This is a genomic window from Mycobacterium sp. TY815, from assembly GCF_030755135.1.
In the GTDB taxonomy this organism is placed as follows: domain Bacteria; phylum Actinomycetota; class Actinomycetes; order Mycobacteriales; family Mycobacteriaceae; genus Mycobacterium.
In genome coordinates this window covers 268598-293139 of the sequence record NZ_JAUFRX010000001.1, presented here as the reverse complement: position 1 = coordinate 293139, position 24542 = coordinate 268598, and the positions used below count along the sequence as shown (strand labels likewise).

Below are 24542 nucleotides of genomic sequence, written 5' to 3'. Positions count from 1 at the left end.
TCGAGGGGTTCAGGACCTTTCGAGGGCATTTATGTGGGTGTCCAAGGCATCGACGAAGTCGGACCTGATTCGTAAACTACTCGCCTTCAGGCGCTTGGCGAAGCCGCGAGTGGCTCCAAGGCTGAGCGGCAACGCACCATAGTGGTCCAGCACCGCCGCCAACGATGCCCGCGATGCGATCTGCAAGGGTCGCTCACTCACACACCAAGTCTCCTTGTGGCCGCCAATCGATGCGGCTGCCGGTGGCCACCGACTACCCGCAAGTTCCCGGCGCTCGACGTCGACGGGCTCGCCGGGGTCAACAAGCCTTCGTCCCAACCACTTTGCGACGGGCACAGTCACGGCATTGCCCACTAGTTTCCACCGAATGCCCTCTGTTCCAGCATGGGATGTCCAGCCAGCCGGGAAGCCTTGTAACCGCTCACCTGCCTTGATGGACGGACGCGCAATCGCATATCCGGGCTGCTGGTCGCATAGCCATATTCCCGGAGGCGACGCAATACCGATCTTCGATCCACCTTTGAGCGTGGGAGTGACACCTTTGCCCCAACCCATACCGCGATTGCCTTCGGTCCAATAGAAACCGTATGCGCGGTGACTTTCACGTCCAGGACGTGGCGGTGCATCGTCGGCGAAGATGACGGCGCGTGGGTCCTCGGTCCGCGACGCAACAACGAGAACCCGGCGGCGGCGTTGCCGAACACCGCAGTATTGCGAGTCGATCGTTCGATAGGCCCAATTCCAACCGTGCTCTTCAAACCACTGCGTGATAAAGCGAATTGGTGCTCCACCATGCAGACTGAGCATGTTAGGGACGTTCTCAAGCACGACCCATGTCGCTGCGCTCCGGGCCACCAGCCGAAAGACTTCACGAATCAAGCCGGATTCGACTCCGTCGATGCCCGCCGTGCGGCCAACCTGACTGAGATCGGTACAAGGAAAACCTGCGGTGACCACGTCGCATGTCGGCAGCGAATGAACAGCGCGAATGTCCCCGACAATTTCGGTACCGAAGTTGCGCCGCAGAACCTCCACAGCTGGCTCCCACGACTCGCAAAGCAGATTGGTCTTTATCCCAGCGCGCGCAAATCCCAACTCGAACCCGCCGATACCTGAAAAGAGTCCTACTGCGGCCACATCACGATGCTTGAACATTTGGTCCCGATAGTCCATCACGGTATGAAATCAATCAAGATGCCATGCGTATGCAGATTCTGCAGGTGTTCACGCAGGCTCATTGCTACAAGCGAATCTCGTGTCAGCATCCCGCATTCGAGACTTCGCTTGGCTCCCGCGGTTGAGAAGTTGGCGCTTGTGACGAACGCTGTCGTGTCATCGACCGTAATTAGCTTGGAATGCTGAATCGCCCACTGACCGCCCTCCGGTTGGGCCAGTGTCCACGTTCGCGCCCCATTCAACGCCTTGCAGATCATGACGGCGTGGTCAGCACGCTCTTTGACGTCCACCACGACAGTTACCGCCACCCCACGGTCCAGCGCATTGCGGAGGGCAAGCAAATGGGGCGAATCCTTGCCAGCCGAGTACGTCGCCGCATATACAAAGCCCGTCGCTCCGTTGATCATGTCTAGTGCTGCGAGGGTGGTGTGCCCGCCGGACCCGGGAACCGACGGAGATGTCCACACCGGAACCGGCCTTTCCACCTGCGGCACCGCTGCGATTCCATCAAGCACTGCCGCGACTTGAAGTAAGTCACAGTCAGCGCCGAGCAGCTGCCGCAACAGCCGCTGCACCTCCGGTCGATGTTCTGGGTACGCACGCTTAGCCGCAAGATGGGGCAGCTTGAGCTGGCGAAGAGCCGCGGCGACCGATCTGGCCTCCTCGGAGCTGAGCAACTCACCCAGCCGCGCAACCTCCGCGCTACTCATCAGAGGATCGAAAGCCCTTCCAGCAGGGCCGGTGTCCGGATATCTTCGTCGGTCATCAACCCAAGCAGCAGGCGCCGATCGAGGAATCGGTTCGTTCGCTCGCAGCTGGTCTCGCTGAGGAAAAGACAGAAATGGCATGCGGCGCCATGGAGGAATTCCTCCTTGCCCTTGGGTACGCGATGCGAACAGATCGGATCCGAAGAGCATCTTTGTCCGCGGCGGATTGCGTCTACGAACAGTCGCTCCAGTTTGGCCGGCTTGGCGAGCTCAACAAGGCCGCCAAGTGTGCCTTCCCCATCAGACGCAGTTGTGCAGATCAAGAGTCCGGCGGCTGCCGGATGCTCGTCATCTGCCCGCCAGGCGTAGATTCGCTCGGTCAAGCTTGCGCTGCCGTATCCACTCGACATCGCTGCCTGACGAATGAGCAAGTGCGACAACGTATGAATCGCCCAGTAACGCGGTGCAGGGAAGCGAGAATCTGGATCAATGTCATCGGCCGTCTTGCTCGTGCGGCGTTGGAAGTTCAGACGATGTGCTTGGCGAAACGCCTCCCACATAGGCAGAGTGAGGACTTGTTGCTCCCAGGACGAAACGACTGACTCGTCGAACTGCAGGAAGACTCCTTCGCCCCTGTCCTCAGTGGCCGGCACCCACGTCGGCTTGCCGTTGGTGCACAGGGGAGCCACACGGGCAGTCGCGTCGTCGATTCGATCAAGAGCGTCGATCCTCGTGAAACCGATGAAAGCGTTGACCTTCTTCAGCTTCTCAACCGCGGCAACCGCTGACACCACTGGTTGCAATGACTTGGGAACGTCACGACGGACAGCTCGGAAGTCGCGCGAGCCGCTCATCTGTGTGTATTTCGTTTCGTCGGTGAGCACTGCCCACTCAGGCGCAAGAATGGTGCGTGGATCTGTCTGCTGTTCCGATGTATCCTCGACTTTCGCGTTCGCAGACCCGCGCGCGATCTGCACTGACTCCCAAAGCAATTCATCAGCGACGCCATCGAATACGTCAGTCTTGAGTGCCATCGCTGCTAACTTCCGAAACATCTTCATTTCGGCGACACTCTGTAGGTCATCGAGATCCACTTTCGGCAGCGTTCGCAACAACGAGGCAAGGTCTGCCGCTGAGGCGGCCTGTTCTGTCGGCAGGGCGAGCAACCCGATGGTGGACGCAAACCACTGGTTGGCCGCCCCAAGCATCAACAGGCGCCCTCGTTGGTCGCACTTGTAGAAGGCGTCAAGGTGTGGGTGCCGCCCCCGGCACATCGGGAGCTTCTCGGCTGCCTTGGGCCCAACGGCTTCGAGCATTCCGCGGCTCTGCCGGCATGCGAGACAGTGGATCTGTACGTCCGGACCGATGTTGCTCTTCCATTCCCTCATCCTGAGAGTCGGAAACTTGTCACCTGACGGACAGGGATTGCCTCGGTGAACCCATGCGTCATACGGGAACTCGTCGAGATGACCGTTCACACACGCAATCAAGTAGCGCGCAGGTAACGCAACCGCTCGGAAAGCCTTCTTCTTTCCTTCGAAGCCCTTGCAGTTCTCGTGCAAGAACTCCGCCTGGTCCGGTCGGTATTTGACAACATTTCGGTATTTGAACCGCTCATGCGACACCGGCGCCAGCAGGCCACAGCCCGTGCAACGCAACCATTGCGGGAAAATTCGGCAAGGAATCCCGAGATCGATGGCCGACCCCGCCGCCCACCCCTTCTCTTCCGGTGCCCACGGCGGCTTACAAAGCTCAGCGACCTGGCTACCCAAGTGTCCCCGCGTCAGCTCCAACAGACGAGGTTCGGCGATCGTCTCTGCTCCGCCGGGTCGGCGCGCGTATACCCGCTCCCACGCATCGAGACCCGACGGCATCACGGCGAAGTGCGGCAAGTCGACCGTTGCTCCGATGCCATTCGTGTACAGCATCGCGGATGGCCGTATGGATCCCACACGCGCGTAGTTCTTCGACGTCTTGGCTTCGGCATCCGCGATCGGATCCAGGGGCTCGGCGCCCGCGGCTATAGGCTCTAAGCCTTCGAGGATGCCGGCTCCGGCTAGCGATTCGGTCACTTCTTGCTCTCTACGGGGACGTTCCACTTCGGGTAATTGGGCTTCTCTCGGAACGCCAGATTCTCCGTCGTGGGGCTGACCAGAAGATTCAACTCTGGCTGCACCTCGCGCATCGAGTTCGCGACTACGAATACTTGATCGGCGGGCTTCATCAGCGAGGATTCTGGGCTGATCAGCAGGGGCCACGCTGTGGCATTCTTCGGAACACGCTCGTAGAACAGGGCGCCCTGGGTCTCTTCCGCCTTCCCGTACCAACGGTCTTGCCGCTGAATCAATTTGAGTCGCAGCCTGTCCGCAGCAGCCGCATCTTCGACAGCGGGGACGGCTCGTGCTGTCAGCTGCTCGATGAGCTCGCTCACCTTCGCCATCGACTCCAGGATCTCACCCGCGCCTTCTTCAGGTGAAAGACCGGCGCTTATCCGTGCCTGCGTCACCCGCGCAACACTGACGAGCACGCCCATGAGACCACGCTCCATCGCAGTATCCGAATAAGGTGTGACGCTCAATGCTTCGACCTGGGCGTAGAAGGTTTCGTGGTAGTGGCGGAACTGCTCGAAGTGGGCCATGTCGCGGGGCCTGGACCAATTTGCGAGCGACACAACAAGACCCGGCTTTGATGGATCACGGCCGACGCGGGAGGAGGCCTGGATGTATTCGGCCGTGTTCTTTGGCTGCCCGACGACGAGCATGAGACCGAGTCTGGGAACGTCGACACCCACTTGAAGCATCGACGTCGCGAGAACGAAATCGAAAGGCTTGGTCCCCCAGTCAGGCTCCGGCTTTCCAGCCTTGCGAGCGGCATCGCGGTCGTCGAAGTACTTCTGCCGCCCCTGCGTGCTCCATCGCTCAGTGAATGGCAACGAAAGTTTGTCGAGGTTTACCGAGATGTCTTCCGAGGAGATCCGTGAAGTCAGTTCGCCGATTTCGAGCCGCTCAAAGTCATTGGTTCGAGGCGGGAAGGGCTCGGTTCTGCCGGTGACGCGGGTCGTGACGTCATCATCGAGGTAGCGGCGCATACCAGCGAGTTCTCGTGTTGCCGAGAAGTATGCGACGGTCGTCATATACGGGTCGGCAGCCGTGCCGGCCTTGTTGAGCAAGTCTTGCCCGGCGAGGAGCAGCACTTCAGCGATCCGAATCTCAGCTAGTGTCAACCTGATTCCGTGTGCGCACACGCCGAGGTACTTGCGTCCAGGTGCGTCGTCGCTGACAGGCACCTCTTTCGAGAAGTACGTGTCCCGCACGTCGAGCACTTGTGGTGGGAACATGTCGACGCCTCGACCATAGAGCGCCTGTACTTGCTGTTCTGCGTTACGGACGGTGGCGGTAGACGCGACAATCAATGGACGGACCACCGCGCCGTCGCGTTGATACGAGCACAGCACATCGATGGCGTTTTCGAAGACACCGACTGAAGTGCCCAGAGCGCCGGTGATCAGGTGCAACTCATCTTGGATGATCAGATCCGGCGGGCGCAGCCTATCTACATGTTGGACTGCAACTTTCGGATAGTCCCGACGACCACCTTTGACGGCATTGTGCGAAGCGCCCTTGCCGCACAGTCCGCCGCTGTCCGGGTGACGGTATCCGTGCCGAGGACACGATTCGTTTACATATCCGAATAGACTCGCGGCCTGACCTTCGCGCGCCAGTCGCGCGAACTTGTCCACGGTTGCAAGTAAGAATGTCGGTGGATGGCGATAGATTTCGTCGTCCACGGTCAGGATCGGTAGAGGTCCATCGGCGTTACCGTCAATGCCGAACGGGCATTCACCGCGACGCTCTCCGCAATAGACTTCGATGCGTTCGGCAGTTCGGTCGACTTGGAGATCTCGCTTCGGGTCGATCTTGGTGCCGCACCAGGGGCACCGCTGCAACTGGAGCACCGTCAAGCCGAAGGGCTTGCTGTTGCCCGACTTCACTTCTTCTACTTGTGTTTTCGCGTCCTCGAACCGCTTTGGGCTGACAGCGGTTCCGACCCAAAGCCCGATGGTGAAGGGCGTCTCGCCCCAGGTCGAAGGATCCTCGTGCCGGATGAGCTCGGCCGCACAGACGAGAGCGGTTGCGCGCTGAAACTGTTGAGACGTGAGCAAGCGCAGCGTGTACCGCATGAGAACAGCGACTCCGTCGCCGCCATTGAGCACACCATCATCCGTATCGATCTTGCCCTGCAAGCGACGGATCGCGAACGTGTAGGCAGCCAGGCCGAGATAGGCTTCGGTCTTACCGCCACCGGTGGGGAAGAACAGGAGTTCGACGTTGGCCGCGTCACCGCTGCGGAATGGGTGCGCCGGATCTGTGAGCGCCGGGATTTGCAGCAGAATGAATGCGAGCTGGAAGGGCCGCCAAGATGCTGCCTCATCGCCTTTGGCGTCAATCGCACTTAGCGCGTCCCCGATGGTCTCGGAATCATCGGCGGCGCGTCGCATGGCGACCTGGCTGCGAATGCGCTGATCGCGCATCGCTCGATTCATGAATCGGAACGCTTGCAACGCTTCGGGCTGGGAATTCAGATACTCCACGCCTTCGCGCAACCGAGCAGCCCCGAGCTCTGCCTCGGCGATGGCGTTCGCTGCAGACTCCTGCAGGTGTTCGGGAAGCTGCTCAGCAATGGCTCGTTGCTGGTCGAGCCAATCGGTATAGCCGTCGATAAGCGGGCTGAATGCGTCAATGACCTGTTCCGGTGCGAGGTCGGCAAGTTCACGCATCGAGGTGATGGCCGCACCCGCCGACCCGGGTATAGTTTGCGGGACTTCAGCCGTCGGAAGCCAAGTGGTCTCGACGCTGGCAGCACGACGAATACCGTTGCCGTGGGAGTCGGTTGGCTCATTCCAAGTGACGGATGTCGTACGCCCGACGGCGAACTCGAGTCGGTGACGGTACTGAAGATCCAGCCGCTGCCGCTCTTCGTCGGTTTCGTCGTAACCCGGCTGCAGCACGTCCCGAGTAGGCAGGAAGACGGGTTCACCATTGTTCGCCTCAACTTTGAGCTTGGTCTGAAATAGCCAGTCACCAGGCGGTGCGTTGATATCGGTGACTTTGTCGTTGGAGAGCGCCAGCTCGACGATCACGCGGTCAGCCCGCGGGAAAAGTTCGACCCGCAGTGAGACAAATTCATCAAGTGGGATTGGCGGCAATGACGTGTGGCTGCTGTAGCCGCGGACATCGACCTCTGAAATCGTTCCGACAGGGATTCGACGCGACCACTGGACTTTGCGACCGTCGTTGCCTTCTCGCCGTAAGGTCTCGTACCGTCCCCAGGAAGTTTTGACGGCGAGTACTCCGCAGTCGACGGGAACCTGAAACCGCATGCCCATCGAGGATGGATGCGTCAGCGCACCTCTAGGGCCTTCGTCTCTTTCTTCGTCCTCTTGGGCATCACCCGGTTCCTCATCCGTGACTACCGGCACGCCACGTTGATCGGCATGTTTAACGTCGGTGTCGTTCACCGCAATGCCGCTCTCATTTGGATCGCTCGATTCGACGTCCACCCCTATTGCCGTAGATGGGTCGACGGTCACCGGCGCTAGCGCGCCAACCGCATAGGCGGCACGAGGCGTGCCCCTAATCTCTTCCATATCGCCGTTGCGCGGTCCCACGAGCTCGCGCTCAACCAGTTGCACCAGCTCGGCGCGAATGACAGTCGACCGGCTGACGGTCATGAGAACAGCTCTTCCTGTTCACCCAGCAGGTTGTCGCCCGCGATGCCGACCCGGCGCTGATTTTCTTCGAGTAGACGATCGAGAATCTCGACTCGTGCAGCAGGAGACACTGTAAATCGCTCCACCTGACGGTACGTGTGGAAGCCATGATCCAACTTGAGGTCGGACCAGCCATACGCTGCCATGACGGCTTCATCGATCTGGCAGTGGATCTCGCGCATGCGGTTGATGTCGCCAGAGCGTTCGGTGTTGGGATCGTTGATGAGATTGTAAAGATCGGTAAGCCCTAAATTTCGACGCAACATAGTTTCTCTCCTTTCCATGTCGAGGGCTTCACCGACAGCACGAAGCAAGTCACTTTCAGTTGGGCGAGGGAAAGTCTCGAACCCAGCTGAGATTGAGTAATTGAGACTCTTAGCAGGCGTGGTTGTTCCATAAGTAATCACCCAGAGTTGATGCGAACTAGACGACAGTATTGCCTGGGCGGCGTAGGAATCCGTGACGAAGATATCGACCTTCTCGCTGAACACCTGACCAGTCTTAATCCGCATCGGCATGACAGGCTTGCTGACTTTCGCAATGACAACCACTTCGTCCAGCGGCGCAATCGCCTTCCGCAACGCCGGCCGTGCCCGCCAATAGAGCCACCAGGGGGCCTCTCGTACTTCCTGTGGGCCAGCGGCCCGTTCAGGTTTAACCATCCGAAGCAAACGCTCGTAAGCCAAGGCGTATCTGGCAGCTTCGTCCTCTGAGCGGTCGTTAAAATCTATCACCCACCGAGATGCTGAACCGTCAGGACGAGAATTCAAATCCTCGCCATTGAGGTATGGGAACAGTACGTCAGCGTAAGCCGAGTCATCCGCAATCCACCGCAGCGCCTCATCGATTTCAAGCACAAACCCTTGACCGTATGGCTTGTAACCTTCGAATGCGACTCCCCGGTTCTCCGGGAGCCGTTTTGGCCGGCCCTCAACTCGTCCAATCGGTTCGAGGAGCGTCGAGATTCGCTTCACCGGCACATCGTCGCATACGAGCAGAACATTCTCGGCTGCTTGCATATTTGTGCCCCAGACGGCTGCATAGTCAAGGTTCGCACTCGCCGCCGGCCATTTCTTACTTTGTATCGCCCGGGTGATCTTGAAGCTTGTCTCAACCATACGGTCAAGCCCGACTTCCCGCGTATTTCCTTGCGCAACTGTATTTGTCGCAATCAACCCAAGTACTCCTTGACGGCTGAGCAGACGATGCGCTCGCACGAAAAAAAACGCTACGAGATCAGCTCGTCCACCGCTACGCGATCGTGCAACACGGTTTATGAGCCAATCGCTGATGTTATGCCCCATGGCACCGGAAATCTTTGACCCGCCGAGGAAAGGCGGGTTGCCGACCACGGCATCGAAGCCGCCGTGTCCCATGACATCAGGGACTTCGATGGCCCAGTGCAGGAGTTGCCAGCGTTCGTAATCGGTGTCGACTGTAGGTATTAGGCCCTTTCTCAGTAAAGCGTCGAGTTTCGCCCGGTTGCCGCTCGACCCACCGCCTGGAAAAGCTTCCGCCAGTGCCCATTCCAACGACTTGTAGGCATCTTCTAATTGAGTACCCGGCTTTCCGCCGAGGACAAGGCCAGCCGCGATGATGCCGTCTGCCATCAGCCTTAATTGTGCGGTGACTTCCTCGACGCGCCGCAGTAGCCGAAGCTTGCCCGAGGTCGAGCGTTGTGGATCGTTTTCATCAACCGGCGAGGCGAGTTCCCGGCGCAATCTCGTTGCTTCGGCTAAAACTGCGTCGACATCAACGAAGGGCTGTAGGAACTTCCGCTTCCGGTCGGGGTCGATATGTAGGTGCAGCAATTGATCGAGTGTCGTCACGCCGAGTAGCGAGTTGCCGCAGAGGATCTTGTCGTCTACGAACGAGAACGGTTTCGTTTTGTCCAGCGTCACCAACCACAGCGACAGCTTGCACATCTCGACAGCCATCGGATTGATGTCCGCACCGTACAGGCAACGCGCCACCACTTCCCGGATGGCGCGTTCCTCCGCCAGTATTGGGTTGGCGAGCTCAGCGTCGCTCAGCATCCCTTCCTCGGTCCATGCTTCTGTGACCCGCTTGGCAAGGAACCTGGCTGCCGCGACAAGGAACGCTCCTGAACCGGCAGCTATGTCAGCAACTTTAAGATCGAGGATTGCGGTGCTGGACTTCAGCTTCCATGCATCGGCATCGTTCGTCTGCAACGGCCCGGGCTCATACACAACCGGTTCGAGCGCATACTTGACCACTTCCTCTGCCAACGAACGCGGTGTGTAATGCGCACCTGCATTGCGCCGCGACGGAGTCTCCATCACCACCAAGCCACCCGGCGGGACCACCAGCGGAATTCCCCTGAGGTCACGGCGAATCAGGTTCCCCCAACCGATCAGATCGGCGAGGAGTTCGGAACCGTGCCCGGTGATTGGAGTGAGAAGTCGCCGCAGTTCTGCTTCATCAACCTTTGCGTCGGTCAACTTCACCAACTGTGCAGCCGTCTTCAAGCTTGCGGCGGGTTGGCCTTTCTTCACCCACTCGATCAACCGTTCAACGAAAGCCTTGTTGCTGCTGGTGCTTCCGCGTAACTCATTCAAATGGCGGAGCGTGATCTCAGGCTCTTCGCCTACTTTGCCAACCAGCCCGACCACCACATCGTCGGTGACGGTCGCACAGGTGTACCCCAGCAGACCTTCGTAGATATAGCCGATCTGTTCGACGTCGATGTCGCGGAATGAGATCCGACGAGCCTCACCGCGAACTGTGGCTTCCTGCACCGACTGCAGCACATGCAGCATTACACGATCTGACACCTGCACCCGCAAACCATGCTGATCAGTCGCCGTCAGCCACGGGAACCGAGCCGGATCCAGCAACGAGCCACCGTAGGCAGGCATGCGCATTTCGTCGTAGTTCACACCGGAGTACAAGGCATCACTGACCGCGAGCAGCCGATGCCACACATCGTGTGTTTCCTCGAGATGTTCCTCGCCGTCTAGTGCGCGTGTTTTGAGGTCATCAAGAAGCCCGCGAATGGCGTAAGAATCCCAATACAACCGCTCGGTCGGCAGCATCCCCCGCTCTTCGGCGAACAGCAGGAACACCACGCGCATCATCACGGTGACCGCTGCCTGATAAACATCGTCAGGCTTCTCAGTCAACGGATCGGGCTCGCCATTCTCGGCCGCAAGCAGTCGTGCCTCGGAAAACGCTTGCACCAGAAGCTCGACCGACTTACGAACCTGAGTGCCGAGGGCCTCGGTGATCTCCTCAGCCTCGAGTTCGCTTCGCTGTAACAATCGCGGTAGCCGATGATCGGGATTCTTCGCCCGAAGCAGCTGCTGGTCGATCAACGTCAGGAAGGCATCACGCAGCAGCGGTTCTTCACCCCACGTGACGGCGTCAACGATGCCCGACCCGGTCGCCGTGCCTTCCTCGGCCCAAACGATCCCCCACCACCGACCATCCGTGACCAGACCGATCGGGACGCCTGCTTGCCGCAAAAGCCCTGCCATCCGGTCGATTTCGGTTGCCGCCCACCCATCCAAGCCAGGCCCGCGAAGGTCCTCAGTAGGCGGAACAACCCGCAACAAGGCCGCGACCTCACCACTTTCCCGGCCGCGTAGTGCCCCTTGGGCACGAATCCGTACTTGTTCACCCGGTGAATGGATTTCGAACTGAGCAGGCAACTCGTCGGCGCCAAGACGAAGGTCGTTCCACCCGGCGAGCTCGTCGAGCACCGTGTCGACCCAGGCGCGGGCCGTCTCACCGTACTGTTCACGCCTCTTGAGCGATTGTTGGTCATAGGCGCGCAGCCAGACCGTGAAGCCCTGCTTGAACGTCACCAATCGGTCATCGGCATCCCCCAACCGGTCGACCCCGCTGGGCCAAAACCCCTTCACCACAGGCAAGGACAGGAACGGACCATCGACGTCGAACTGCTCCAGCCAACTGAAATCCGGACTAGAGCCGCGACGAACCTTCTTCATCGGATGCTCACCTCTCCCCGCTCGATGTCCTTCGGGGACAGGGCGAACAACACCGCGGCATGGAACGTCCGAGCCTGCACATCGGTGTACCGCGCATCTACCGCTACCAACTCCGCATCACGCTCATCAGCCAATGCATCCAAGCGCGCGCGGATCTGGCGCAGGTCGCGTTCACTTTGGCGGCGCTCGTCATCGAATAACGTCAGTTCGGATTCGATTGCCTCGGCTTCAGCCAGAGCAGATTTGAGCGTCGCACCGAATCGATCGAACGTTACGATGACGCGCTCACGATCCGCCGTCCGCCGCTCTTCCAGCTGGGCCGTGACCGCTTGCTGGCGACGTTCGACCCGCTCCGCGACCGCCCTGGCTACACGCGCTCGAAGGCCAGCATCCGTTTCCTCATCCCAGGCTCTCGCCAGTTGTTCGGCGATGTGTTTCGGCACGGGCTTGAGGTTTTCGGCATCGAGGGCTTTCTCGAGTAACTCCTCGGCGCGCTGCTCGCCGACTGCCTGGCGACGGCCCAACCGCGTGCCCGCGAGAAACACTTCTTCGTGGAGCCGAAGGCCAGCCTTACCGATGAGAACCAGGCGGGTGACCGCCGCAGCGAAGGATTCCTCTAGACCGGGAACGACAACGGCGGTGACTCGTTCCAATGCTCGCTCGCCACCCCAGAGAGCGGACCGCAGCCTGCGAGTGGCGCGCTGGAGCAGCGGGCTACCGAGATGCATGTACACAACATCGGTGTCCTCGGCGAGCACCGTCGGGTCGAAGGCAATCGGACGAAGGTGTTCACGATCGAGAGCAGTCGTCAGTCCACGCGTGACCTGCTCCCACGAGCTGCCGAGCGCCGGTAGGCGAAAGACCGGCACATCCGTGCGGTCGGAGCCCACTTCCTCGATAGGCGGCAGACGGTCAAGCTCGAACGCGACGTCGACAACGCGTTGCAGGTTCGATGGGCGCAAGTGGAGAGTGTTGCGGCTATCGGCGATCTCCTGTGCCAGTCTGGTCAGCTCAGCACCGACGTCTCTGCCGCCTGCGAGCATCTGCCCGATTGGGCTTTTCTCGGCCTTCCCCTTGCGGGGTGCGGCGTCGATACCGCCGAGCTGGCGCTGCAGGTCCGGCGCGATGATCTCGTTCGCCGAACCGAGGTCAGCCATGATCTGGGCTACCTTCTTCGCAACCCGTGCCAGCAGGTCGACGTCCTCCGCGAGTTGAGTCTGCTTGTCATCAGTCGCGAAGTGGCGGATCTCGGGGTTGTGGGTCTGCCCATAACGGTCGATGCGGCCGATACGCTGCTCAAGCCGGTTGGGGTTAAACGGGATGTCGAAATTGACGAGCCGGTGGCAGTAGTCCTGGAGATCGATGCCTTCGCCGGCCGCATCGGTCGCGAGCAAGATCCGCAATTTCTCTCGTGAGGGGTCGGTGTTGAACCGTGCGCGAATCACTTCGCGTTCATCAGCGTCGGTGCCGCCGTCGATCACGGCGACGCGGTCATTCTCATATCCACGCTGACGAAAGATGCCGTGGATCCATTCGAGCGTGTCGACGTACTCGGTGAAGATGACCACACGTTCGTTGAGCCAGTCGCCCTTGGCTTTTGTGTTCGCTTCGATGTAATCCATGAGGACTTCGAGCCGGGTATCCGGGCGGGCTTCGTAGCTGTGTCCCCAATCGCTGAGCCAGTCGAGGTCCGTTTTGTCCTCACTAGTCAGCGGCGGTAGTGCCCTCTTGGTTTGTTGAAGGGTCTGGGTCTCTGGCTGTTCGACGCGGCCTTCCTCGAGTTCATCGGCATCGAGGCCGAGAACTTCGTCGTATTCCGCGTCGAAGTCGATGGCTAGGCCGCGCTGGCGGGTATCTTTGTAGACGTCGATCGTCCGGGCGAAAGCCACCGGTGAGGAAAAGAACCGCTTCTTCAGCAGAAGCGTCGCCATGTCCTTGGCACCGTGGTCATCGCCCTTGGAAGCCTTGTCGCGCCGCTTCGTAAAGGCGATCAGCCGGTCGTAGGCTTCGGCCTCGTCCGCTGAAGGTGTGAACGTCAGCGCCTTGACTTGGCGGTCTCTGAACTGTCCTGGAAGGTCTTTCTTCAAACGTCGTACCGCGACGTCTTTCAGCGCTTGTTCGTCAAATACTTTGCCCCGGACAAACCGCTGCGGGTCGATCATTTCCAACAGGGCCGTAAAGGATTCGGTGTAGCCGTTGTGGGGCGTCGCTGAGAGGAAGAGCCGATGTTCGGAGCATTCGGCGAGGTCGCGGACGGCCCGCGTACGTTGCGAGTCGACGGCGTATCCCTTGCGCAGGCCTACTTTGTCGGTCCTGGTCGGAGTAGCCGGTGCTACATGATGAGCTTCATCGACGACGAGGATGTCGAATGCGAAGCGTGATGCTGCGCCGCGCGCCTTGGTGATGAGCGCGTCGCGGAGTTGGCGCTGCGCACGAGGGCCAGGCAGCCAGGCTATTGACATGATGATGCGCGGGAACAGCGTGAATGGATTGGCGTGCACCCCGTGGGTGCGCCGGACTTCCTTCATTGCATCCGAGTTGACGATCCGGAAGTCGAGACCGAACTTGTCTCGCATTTCATCCTGCCACTTCACGCACAGGCCGGCCGGGCAGACAATGATCGCCGTTCGCGCCCGATGCCGTAAAAGAAGTTCTTGGATCACCATGCCAGCCTCGATGGTCTTACCGAGCCCGACGTCGTCGGCGAGAAGCAAATTGGCACGCGGTGCGCTCAGGGCACGACGGAGCGGTTCCAACTGATACGCCTCTACCTTGGCGCCCGAACGGAACGGCGCCTGAACAGTTTTCACATCGGCGCTCGTTACTGCGCCCCATCGCAGTGCATCGATGAATGCGGCTAACCGTTCCGGTGAGTCAAATTTTGCGGCGTCAATGTGCGTGGGCAGATCCTGAGGCGGTTTGAGGCTGCGGCCCGGCTCGAGTTCCCAGACGACGCGTAGTTCTTCGCCTAGTCGGTCGTCCTCGACTGACTGGAGCGTCACAGCGTGCTGGAGTTGTCTCACCGCGTCATCGTGAGCACTCCGAGGCAGGCTCTGCTGATTAATATCGGTGACTGCCCAATTCGATCCCCGGACATTCACGATTTGGCCGACCTCCGGAACTGCCGTTGACAGTCCCTCGCTCGTCATCGTTCCTGCGCGAACACTTGGTGTCTCGGCCGGCAAGGCCTTTGTACTGCCTGTCATTACTTCCCCGGTACCTGGTCGCAATCGCTTCTCAAGCTTGACAGCGGTGGCTGGGCGCCCTGGCGTAGGCCGACCGCTGGCTGAATCTCGTGCCGTCTGCCCATAGATAATGAACTCCTGAAGAACGATTCGCCTTAGTGTCTTTGAGTTCCTCAGCCCGCGGAGGTATTCCAACTGAGCCTTGCGGTTGGTGATCATGCCATCTTCTCGCCGAGCTTCCCGCATAAATACAACAACTGCGTGTCGGGACTGCTTTTCGTGACTGAGCCAGCAATCGACTAGCGTGGGCCAGGCTTCCCTGACGAACTCGTCCTTGGGTCTGGCTCCATAGATGGCAGCTAGCAATTCGGTGGAGTCGCCATCGCCTTCTATCAGAGCTTCGCGAAGCTCGTCGCGCAGCTCTGATGGCAGATTGCACCACTTAAACCTGTACTTGGGCATCACATTTCGGCATACGAGTCTGTTCGGGATCAATCGGAGTCATGATGGCCGGGAAACTTTGCTTCCTCGACGATGTCCGGCCGGAGCGTTACCTGATCCAATAACTACTCGCGCCATCTCAGTCCACGCCGGCGTGTCAACGCCTTTGGCGTCGTCCGTCCACACCAGCACGCCGTTGGGTCCCTCTTTGATCTCAGCAAGCGGTCGGCCGTCGGAATCGAGCGCGGGAAGTATGCCGTTGGACCGATACCACCCAAGCTTCTCCTCCCACCGCCTCGCATAAGTCGGTTGGTTCATCTTGCCAAGGTGCTCCCAGTAGACAGGAACACCTGACGGCCGGCTGATGGTGAAGTCAGGGCGGCACCACGATCCGTCGTCGCCTTGTAGCAGCACTTCGTATCGCCATCGTCCGGGAGCCACTTTATCTAAGATGTCCGCGACGATGACCTCGTTCTTGCTCCGCACCATCTCTCCGTTGACCGCAACATGAATTAGATTTCCATCGAAAGGCTGTAGCACCCCGTCAACTTCGACGACCTGCGGTGTGGAAGCAACGAAAAGGTCTGTAAGCCGTCGGGCCGTTTCCGAGTACCGCGGATGAGCCAGCTCTACGAGTTCGTCTACCGATCCGTCATGGAGCAGGATGACACGGTCCGTCTGACGCGTGAGAGCTGTGTAAAGGAGCTCACGAGAAACCCTGACGCGCTTGGGCAGTACGAGGATGGTCGTGCCGAACTCCGACCCTTGCGATTTATGAACAGTCACCGCCCACGCGAGTTCGAGTGGTGGGTCTTCGCCGCCTCCAGGCCAATACGTGTATGTCGCTCCGACCTGCGAGGAGAACTCAACGGTCGCGGGAAGGCCGAACTTATTGCCCCAACGCCCGACGACGACTCCGATCTCGCCGTTCGCCACGTAGTTGAGCCCGGCGTCCTTGGGATAGGCCTTCGCTCGTGAATCATTCCTGGTCTGCATTACCTTGTCACCGCGGACGATCTGCTCTGGCCCAATCGGTTTCGGGTTTCGCCAAGCTCCATACTTTGTCCTGAAGGCGTCAGCCAGGTCCTTCGTGCGAAGCACTCGCTTGATGTGCCGATTGATTTCGACCGTTCCGAAGGCTCGCGACCTGAAAGGACTTAGTATTTGCCAACCTTCGACCCGATCGCCCGCGCCGCCCTTGCCCGTCTTCCAGTTCAGGTACTTGCCATCGTCCGATACAGTGCCGCCATAACTGAGTTTGAAGGCGATTTCGCGATCGGCGTGCGTCGTCCAGTCAATCGCGTCACGTAGTACATCGTCGATTGATTCGACTGCGTTGCCATCTCTCCACTGGCGGTGTTCGACATGGTGTGAAGCGGTTCCTGCGCGCAGCCGCTCCCAAACCGAATCCGCGCCAGCACCTACTTCGCCGTCACCGAACCACTGGGCAAGCAGAACGTCATCACGGCTGCTTCCGCCCTGGCGGCGGGAGACAGTCAACTCAACATAAGAATGAGCAACGCGCGCTGTGGTACCAAAAGAGGCTGGACGTAGATGGTTAACAAGATCAACAAATGGTCGGCCGGGCCCGATTGGCGGTAACTGCCGAGGATCGCCAACAAGGACAAGTCTTTGGACATTTCCCAACGCTGACAGCGTCGCGGCGAGCATCTCCTCGGTCAGCATCGAAGCCTCGTCGATGACCACCAAACCAGCATCTTCGGCATATTTCGAATTCACCTGCCGATAGGTGTCACGTTCTGGGTCGTAACCGCCCTTCTTGACCAGGAACGACGCTAGAGTTCGTGCGGAGCGACCAACCTTCACGCTCATCTGGACACTCGCCTTACCTGTGGGAGCAAGCAGCAAGACGCCCTTGTTGGAGACCTCCGAGAGATCAGCCAACGCTTTCAACAGCGTTGTCTTCCCCGTCCCGGCGGGACCGACGAGAACTGATATGCGAGAACTAAAAAGCTCAGCCAACCCTGCGGCTTTCTCCGCGCGAGCTGCTTCCTCGTCCTCATCAATAACCCGGTCGTGGCCGCCAGCGGCGAGCGTGGCATCGATCTGTTTTCGCGCATCAAAGTTGACGTCGTATGGCGAGCTTTCTAGCCGTGGTAGGACCCATTCAAGAATCTTGCGCTTTGCGTCCACTAGCTCGAGCAACTTGTAGGCGGGCTGATCGTCACCGAGCGTGGCTCCGTAGAACGGAAACCAATAGTCGCCCAGCTCAAGTGTCTTCGCATCTAGCTTCAACCCTTGTAGCAGCGCGGGCGTAAGAGCCACTGGCTCAACGAGTTCCATGCTATTGACATGCTCTATCAGCGCCGCTTGCGACATGATCGTGTCACCGTTTGTAGCCGCAACATGTAGGCCATGGTTCATAAGAGCTCGGACGCGGCGCCAATCACGATTGTCAGACATCCGACACTGGTCGGGCACCTGGGAGCTCCAGCGCGCATGTGCAGGAGGGAAGAGGGCGCGATCGACTGTGCGAACGTCGATCTGTTCTATATCGGAATAAGTGCAAACGGCAGCAAGATACGGGTCGTCAAGCAGATCATGGGGTTGGAGATCACCCGCTGCCCTTGCCGACATCACCAGGGCAATCTGATCCGGGCGGACATCCATCGTCGAAAGTAGCTTCAGCACCATCCGGAGCTCAGGTTCGGTGTGAGTCCACTCAAGTCCGATTGACGGTGGGATCATCTCCCGCAGCTGAGCGGGCCATGCATCGGAGGCGGCGAAACCCTCCTCCAATAGCTGCCAGGGATCAGGCCCGAGCAGCGATATTTCACGCGCAATTATGTGTGCATGTTTGACTTGCAGGTATGCCAGAACCGCCGCCAGACCAGGTGTAGCTCCCCGCTCATCCCACAGTCGGTGAATCTGATTGTCGATCCAAGAGAGGGCGGTCGCGGGCACGTCAACGCCAAGGTCGTGCATACCCTCAGCGGCCGAGCGCAGCGAGGTCAACGCTTCGATGGCTAAGTCACTGCTGACGTGTTCCGTCACGAAGGAAAATTCGGCATTTCTGCCTTCGGGCACCCAGGCCAGCGCTCGCGAAACGTCGACACCATCGTCCATCAAATCTACGAGCTGTTGATACGGCAGAAGCACTCCTCGCTGTTGGTCAGATCTCAGCGAGTGGACAACCTTCGTTTCCCACATCGAAGAAGGGAAGGGCTCCTGTCCAGATTGTGTCCAGAACCCAGGGAATGCGATTGATTCGATCATTGCCGCACCTACAAGGATTCGGTCGGTCCGCTCATCCTGAAACGGCGAGTGCTTCAGATAGACGAAAACCAGACTTGATCCGGGCACAACGGGTTCGAAGAAGGAACGGATGACCGCTTGTTGGTTCCGCCCATCCATGATCCAGGCCGGCTTCTTTATTCCTAAGATCTGGCTTACCCGTGCTTCAGCATCGGGGTCGTAGTCGCCGCGCCAGTTCGGCCAGAGGGTTGATTCGAACGTCTCACGTGCCATCCACCGGAACGGCACGGCTTCGAATGCGTATGGCGGCATGCTCAGCACCGTTGGTTGCAGATGGCCCCTGAGTGCTTCATAGGTCGCGTACGGATGGACCTTTTCTACCTGATAGCCGCTCGAGGACATGAAAGTCCCACGCTCACTTAGGCAAGGGATATCGCGCAGCTGCCCCATATCCCCGAGAGCGTGTGCAACTTCGTAATCGTCGTCGCGCTTGGCGCCGATATTCTTCAATAGCAGGCATGACGAATTGTCAAGTGGGCTTTGACAAACTCGGTGATCCCAGGGCTGATCACGCCAAGGCACGCGCATCGATAGGTGGGTAACCATGGTCGGCGCCTACCTCCGTCGCAGTTCGTCGGGAAGGGGTCGTGCGTGCACGATGCAGAGCTCGCGGTTCGCCCTCGTCAGGGCGGTATACAGAGGGCCTTTGCGCCCGAAATTCTCCGGAAAGTCAGCTGGCTCTAGAACTACGACTGCGTCAAACTCCAGCCCTCGCGCTGTATCCGGAAGCGCCACCGTCACCTCATTGCCATCCTTTTCCCATTGCTGAGAATCGCCAGCAGAAACTCGCCACCCAGCTGATCGTAAAGCAGCAGTTACCGATGCTAGCGATGGGCTGATCACTGCGATGGTCCCAGCTGGGTAGCTTGCGTTAAGACGCTGCACCTGGCGTAAAGTTGTGTCTCCCAACTCTTTCGGGCGCACCTTCCTTACAAGAGGCTCGGGGCCGAGCTCTTGAAGCGCATGAAATTTTCGCTGATCACGCGGAAGAAGCTTGTTGGCGAATTCCAGTATTGGTTTCGTGGACCGATACCCACGCCTCATCGTTCGAATTGGTGTTTCAGGGTCGATGGCAATGACATCCAGGACCGGCGCCCAGCTGGACAGTGTGTGGTCGGAACGGCGCTGATTGAGATCGCCTAAAATCGTCCACGCGTCAGCTTCGTTGATCTCATCTAGCAGCAGCCATTCGAGTGGAGTGACGTCTTGTGCCTCATCTACGATGATGTGTTCGACAAAGTTCAAGTCTGCGGGTTTCGAAATCTCCCATTTGATAAAAGCCAATAATGGGGCATGAACCCGCAACGTAAGCGCTTCTTTGAAAGGCGGCATTTGACGGAGATACTGGGACCAGTCACGATCACGGGTCAAGGTTGCCGGGCTGCCGCGCAGGTACTCATAAGTCTGTTCAGCTGTTGGGGTTATGCCTTTTGCAGCTCTCAATTTAGCGATGGCAGAGCGTGCGAACTTGGCCAGTTCCCAACCGACGTCGTGGTACGTCCGCGATGAGCCGACATGAGGAGCTCTGTTGGCCCCGATTATGTGGTCGGCGAGCTCGGCGAGCGACATCACTCTGATGCGTTGCGTCCCCCCCGCGAGCCGGGAAATCACTTGGCGGACGTGCCGTGAGTATCCAGTCGTGGGGCCCACCAACAGCACGTTTCCGTCCAGCGCATTCTCTGGCGGAATCTCTTCGTTGACAAAGTATGCAGCACGGTGCGAAGCCACAATCGTCTTACCCGTACCCGGATGACCTTCGATGATGACACTATCCATCGCTGGAAGGGTGACCAAGTCGTACTGGTCGGGCTGCAATGTCGACAGCACCGGCGCAAGACTTTTCGTGCGCGGAGCCAGCAACTGAGCTCTGAGGAGCGGCTCGGCGCGCAACCGCGGCAATTCACGGCCCGCCCCTGCAGTTGCACTGTCAGGAACCGGAGTGACCCGTGGCGGCGTGCGATCTTGCTCCTCGGTAAAGCTAGGTGGAACTACAGATACTTCCGACGCGGAATTAGTCGGTAAAGGAAGCGCAGGCCGACGCGGGGGCACCGGAATGGTTAGCTCACGCTTCTTAAATGGTTGCGCGGGAGCATCGTCACGCAATCTTTCATCTATGAGGTCAACAATCTGACCATCCTCCCGGCGAAACGCTCGCACGACCGCCACATCGTCGCACAGAGGGTGGTGGTCTGACCCACCAAAAAATGTGCACGCGATAGGCGTAGTCCAACCAAACACATTGATACCGTTCACATTCGCGTAGGTCTCACCTATGTAAAAGTCAGAACCGCCGTCTAAGACATCTTCGTCTGGTTGCACCAGAGCCACACGTCCGATCAATTCGTCTTTGAATACCTCGCGCCGCTTGGGGATACCGCTGCCGGTCCACAAGCCGTTGCGAGGACCTTGATACGGGGAGGGTCGATTCGCTCTGTCGCGCAACACTTTTGCGTACTGCTTCTGAGCAGTGCGCTCGTCCTGTATCTCCTGGTCTTTCGCTTGAGTCATATTGACACCCGCGACGTTATGGTCAAGACACATGCCGCTAAGGGCTCTAGCCGGATTTCTGGTTGCGACTGGCCCTGGACTTCAGCCGTAAGTCGAGCAAACCGCTCATCAGCCCTACGTGATTGGCTACGAAACAGCTCGATCGACCGCGGCCCCCGGCCGCGGCTTTCTGCAGTGACAATCCGGTTGTAGATGGCTTGTTGTTTGCGACGATGCTGATCTTGAAGACTGATCAACTTCGCCTCTTTAAGCGCACTGAACTCGTGATCCCTCTTCGCCTGCTCACGCACGTGACGAAAATGAAGCTGGTTCAATGCTCGCTCTGCGAGCCGATCGAGCCGTCCGGTCGACTGCGGGATCGGTGCGTCAACCAAGCCTCCCTCGGCAAGTGCCGCAAGAAGGGCGTTCACTGGCCCATCGCCGGCGGTTCGTCCTTGTTCGTTCACAGCGCATCCCCAAATTTCGTCCCCTGCGCGCGATGCCGAAATAGCAGTCGCTAATACGGCAACATAAACGCCGGGTACGACATCCCCTTCCGACGCGGCTAGCTGCAGTGATGCGAATCTTGCCTGCCGGTGGCCCGGGACGGCTGCGGCGGCCATGGCGAGCGGGCTCGTCGCTGTCAGCAGCATGCCGCCGCTCGTCCTCGCGAATTCCTGGTCTAACACGAGTGGCATTGGCAGCTCGTTTCGAAGGTATGTAGCAGCCGAACTGACCTCAGCGCGGGTGCGTTGATTCGATTTCGCCAGCTCTTCCACACGCGCCGCCATAGCTGGGTTGCCGCGAAGCTCGACCGTGAAGTTGTCCCGCGCGAAGGTTATGCCCTCAGCACCATCGACCCGGGCCCAGTCGTCAAGCAGAAGCGCCAATTCACGTTGGCCGATGTAGCGGCCGGTCCGAACCAGGTCGTCCTCTAGCCCGGCTACATCGACATCATTGCTGACCAGTAAAGCAGTCGAAGCATCCGATATATCCTGTATTCCGGCCTGCTGCTCCGCCATAGCAGTCAGCATCTCGTGAACTTTTTGCTCCCGCTCCGCGTCAGTCAGCGAGAAGTCGAATCCCGCTTGCAAAACTTTGGGCGCGTTGGCGGCGATAATCGGTTCGAGCGCACCTATCGATGATTCGAAAATTTGGATTCGATCTAACAACCGGCTTAGGATGCGCTCGTCAATCGTACTGTCGTTAACAAAGTTGACGACGACAATCGATTCCTCTTTCTGACCGATGCGATCGATTCGGCCAATTCGCTGCTCGATCTCCATCGGATTCCATGGAAGGTCGTAATTGATGACCGCTGAACAGAATTCGAAGTCAAGGCCTTCACTGGCGACTCTGTTGGCCATCACGAAATCGTATTCGCCGGAACGGAAGTCAGCCATGATCTTGCGGCGCTCGTCGCGAGTAACACCACCATGCATGAGTGCCACTTGAAAGTCTTGTTCAAGCCTGCCCTTAAGGTAGGAAAGAGTCGGCCGAGAGTGCGTAAATAGCAAGGCCCGACGTTGCTGACTGTGAAGTTCGCGTAGAACTTCCAAGAGGAGGTCGAACTTGGTGTCTATGTGATGCGGTAACCGTTGAGCTGCTGAGATGAGGTTTGGGTGCGGCTCGATTCGGGGCGACGACTCATCGGAATCTGCATCGGAAAGCGCTCCGAAGCTAACTGGGTCAAGGACAGCCTGACGCGCCATTGGCAAACATGCACTCGCCAGACGCAGTGGCATCTGCATCGCAAAGTGCAGCGGCCGCCCCATGGAGGCCGCTCGCCGTTGACACCATGCCAGGTACTCGTCGTAGAAGTTTTTCTCGGTTTCAGTCCATTCAACGTTGCGCCTGTCTTCTTTGCGCTTGGCTTTGCGATCGTCAACTTCGACCTTCTTGGTCCGCGTAATGACGGTCGACAAGGTATTGAGATCGGCCAAGTAGCGCTTGGCCTCAACGATATCTTGCGGTGACAACTCATCTCGTTTGAGTAATACTTGGAGCAGCCCAAATTCCGGACGCCTCATTAAGGATGCTCCGTAAGTTGTAGCGGCAAGCTTCTCCAGCTCGACAAGGAGATCGCCTGCACGCACGCCTTTTTGCGTCAGCTTTGCCGCTAGGCTGTTGGTAATGCGATTTGGTTCCAATCGCAGTTCGAGGTCTCCGATATCTCCATAATCCTCAGGCGCGAGTAATTCCAGCAAGTTCAGCAAATCTTGCTGGTGGAGGTTGATCGGCGTCGCGGTCAGGAAGATCAGGTTCTCGGCCCACTCCGCGATCTCCGATCCGAGTGCGTAGCTCTTTGTGTCCTGGTTGCGCATCGTATGTGCTTCGTCAACGATGATCAGATCAAACTCCGGCGGAAACTCCCTTAGCTCATCGATGCCGTCCCAGCTGCGCAGCCGCTCAAGACTGCAAATGTAGGCTTGCCTCCGCGGCAACCGATTCTGGCGGTGTCTCTCAAGAAAATTTCTCAGACCGCTTCCATCAAGTTCCACCAGCTCGAACTCAAATCGGTCAGCCATCTCTTCTTTCCACTTATTGAGCAGACTCGAAGGACAGACCACCAGAACCCGGTCGGCCTCTTGACGAGCCTCGAGTTCGGTCCATATGAGACCGGCCTCGATCGTCTTACCGAGGCCCACTTCGTCGGCGATGAGGAGCCGTGCTTTGCCGGTCTGGAGCAACTTCAAGACGGGTTTGAATTGATAGGGTCGGAACGTCGTCCGTGTGGCCCGGAAAGAGAACAGCGTGTTGGCGAATTTTCCAAGCAGCTTCGCCCGGGTGAGCGTCGCCCCGAATCGGCTGGCTGGCGTTGGCTGATTCATGACCCACGTAGTTGGGTCATCCAGCTGCGGGCGCGGCTTCAGGCGGGACTCTATGACGTCCTGTCGACGGCCTTCGATAGTTACCGTGTACGACCACTGGTCAGTCAGGAATTTGCGTTCGCGGATTGTCACGTCGACGTCGCCCGGGCTGGTGACCGCGGTGTCGTTAACTTCAAACTGTGGCCGCGGTACGGGTAGAGCTTTGCCCCAAAGCTCTTCTGCCCATCCCCACGCAGCCGCGAGCGGGTGAGCATCTTCAAGCTCTGCCAGGCTTGTCAACATCGAACCGCCGGGAGGCTCGCCTACTGCGACCTGAAATAACATCGGCTGCTCGATGCCCTCAAACCAGTAAATACCCTCGGGCAGAGAGACTTCTGGCTGCCATAAAACTCGACACTCAGTTACGCGGTCAACGAGTTCCCGTACGGGGTAGTCGAGCACCAGGGCACGACGAAACGATGTCCGGGCCAGAGCTACATCAAGGCCATCGACATCAGGGTGATAGCCGAACGATGGATGTATGGAGCTCGTCGATACTTCCTCGGCTGTCATATAACGGACAGCAACTGACGGTCTGAGACGGTGTGCAGCAAGAGCGGGCCCTCCTCCCGGGATGCGAGTTTACGAAGTTGGGGCTTCCACTGCTGGGATTTCGTCATCTCCCGTTAACTTGCAGGCCAATCGACTCCGCGTCCACT

The 24542-nt window shown here is 58.8% G+C and carries 9 protein-coding genes; all 9 read right to left on the bottom strand.

What is annotated here, in order from left to right; all coding sequences use genetic code 11:
* Positions 1-9: 9 nt before the first annotated feature.
* Positions 10-1173 (bottom strand): DNA cytosine methyltransferase, encoded by a 1164-nt coding sequence (locus QXK92_RS01190; protein ID WP_306239855.1) that lies wholly within the window; start codon positions 1171-1173, stop codon positions 10-12.
* Positions 1173-1886, bottom strand: a complete 714-nt coding sequence (gene drmC, locus QXK92_RS01185; RefSeq protein ID WP_306239854.1) for a DISARM system phospholipase D-like protein DrmC — start codon at positions 1884-1886, stop codon at positions 1173-1175. The genes QXK92_RS01190 and drmC overlap by 1 nt, the downstream gene beginning before the upstream one ends.
* Positions 1886-3955 (bottom strand): DUF1998 domain-containing protein, encoded by a 2070-nt coding sequence (gene drmB / locus QXK92_RS01180; protein ID WP_306239853.1) that lies wholly within the window; start codon positions 3953-3955, stop codon positions 1886-1888. Before drmB ends, drmC begins: the two co-directional genes overlap by 1 nt.
* Complete coding sequence (gene drmA, locus QXK92_RS01175; protein ID WP_306239852.1) at positions 3952-7614, bottom strand: DISARM system helicase DrmA; 3663 nt, start codon at positions 7612-7614, stop codon at positions 3952-3954. Before drmA ends, drmB begins: the two co-directional genes overlap by 4 nt.
* Positions 7611-11624, bottom strand: a complete 4014-nt coding sequence (locus tag QXK92_RS01170; protein ID WP_306239851.1) for an Eco57I restriction-modification methylase domain-containing protein — start codon at positions 11622-11624, stop codon at positions 7611-7613. The genes drmA and QXK92_RS01170 overlap by 4 nt, the downstream gene beginning before the upstream one ends.
* Positions 11621-14773, bottom strand: a complete 3153-nt coding sequence (gene drmD / locus QXK92_RS01165; RefSeq protein WP_306239850.1) for a DISARM system SNF2-like helicase DrmD — start codon at positions 14771-14773, stop codon at positions 11621-11623. The genes QXK92_RS01170 and drmD overlap by 4 nt, the downstream gene beginning before the upstream one ends.
* 537 nt (positions 14774-15310) lie before the next feature.
* Complete coding sequence (locus QXK92_RS01160; RefSeq protein WP_306239849.1) at positions 15311-18976, bottom strand: ATP-dependent RecD-like DNA helicase; 3666 nt, start codon at positions 18974-18976, stop codon at positions 15311-15313.
* 105 nt (positions 18977-19081) lie between these two features.
* Positions 19082-21034, bottom strand: a complete 1953-nt coding sequence (locus QXK92_RS01155) for an AAA family ATPase (protein ID WP_306239848.1) — start codon at positions 21032-21034, stop codon at positions 19082-19084.
* On the bottom strand, positions 21031-24396 hold the full coding sequence (locus tag QXK92_RS01150; protein WP_306239847.1) for a DEAD/DEAH box helicase: 3366 nt from the start codon (positions 24394-24396) through the stop codon (positions 21031-21033). Before QXK92_RS01150 ends, QXK92_RS01155 begins: the two co-directional genes overlap by 4 nt.
* Positions 24397-24542 lie beyond the last annotated feature (146 nt).

What these genes read in the sequence shown, in the direction of transcription:
- QXK92_RS01190 (WP_306239855.1), bottom strand. Translation starts at nt 1,173, where the DNA reads ATGGACTATCGGGACCAAATGTTCAAGCATCGTGATGTGGCCGCAGTA.
- drmC (WP_306239854.1), bottom strand. Translation starts at nt 1,886, where the DNA reads ATGAGTAGCGCGGAGGTTGCGCGGCTGGGTGAGTTGCTCAGCTCCGAG.
- drmA (WP_306239852.1), bottom strand. Translation starts at nt 7,614, where the DNA reads ATGACCGTCAGCCGGTCGACTGTCATTCGCGCCGAGCTGGTGCAACTG.
- QXK92_RS01170 (WP_306239851.1), bottom strand. Translation starts at nt 11,624, where the DNA reads ATGAAGAAGGTTCGTCGCGGCTCTAGTCCGGATTTCAGTTGGCTGGAG.
- drmD (WP_306239850.1), bottom strand. Translation starts at nt 14,773, where the DNA reads ATGACGAGCGAGGGACTGTCAACGGCAGTTCCGGAGGTCGGCCAAATC.
- QXK92_RS01155 (WP_306239848.1), bottom strand. Translation starts at nt 21,034, where the DNA reads ATGACTCAAGCGAAAGACCAGGAGATACAGGACGAGCGCACTGCTCAG.
- QXK92_RS01150 (WP_306239847.1), bottom strand. Translation starts at nt 24,396, where the DNA reads ATGACAGCCGAGGAAGTATCGACGAGCTCCATACATCCATCGTTCGGC.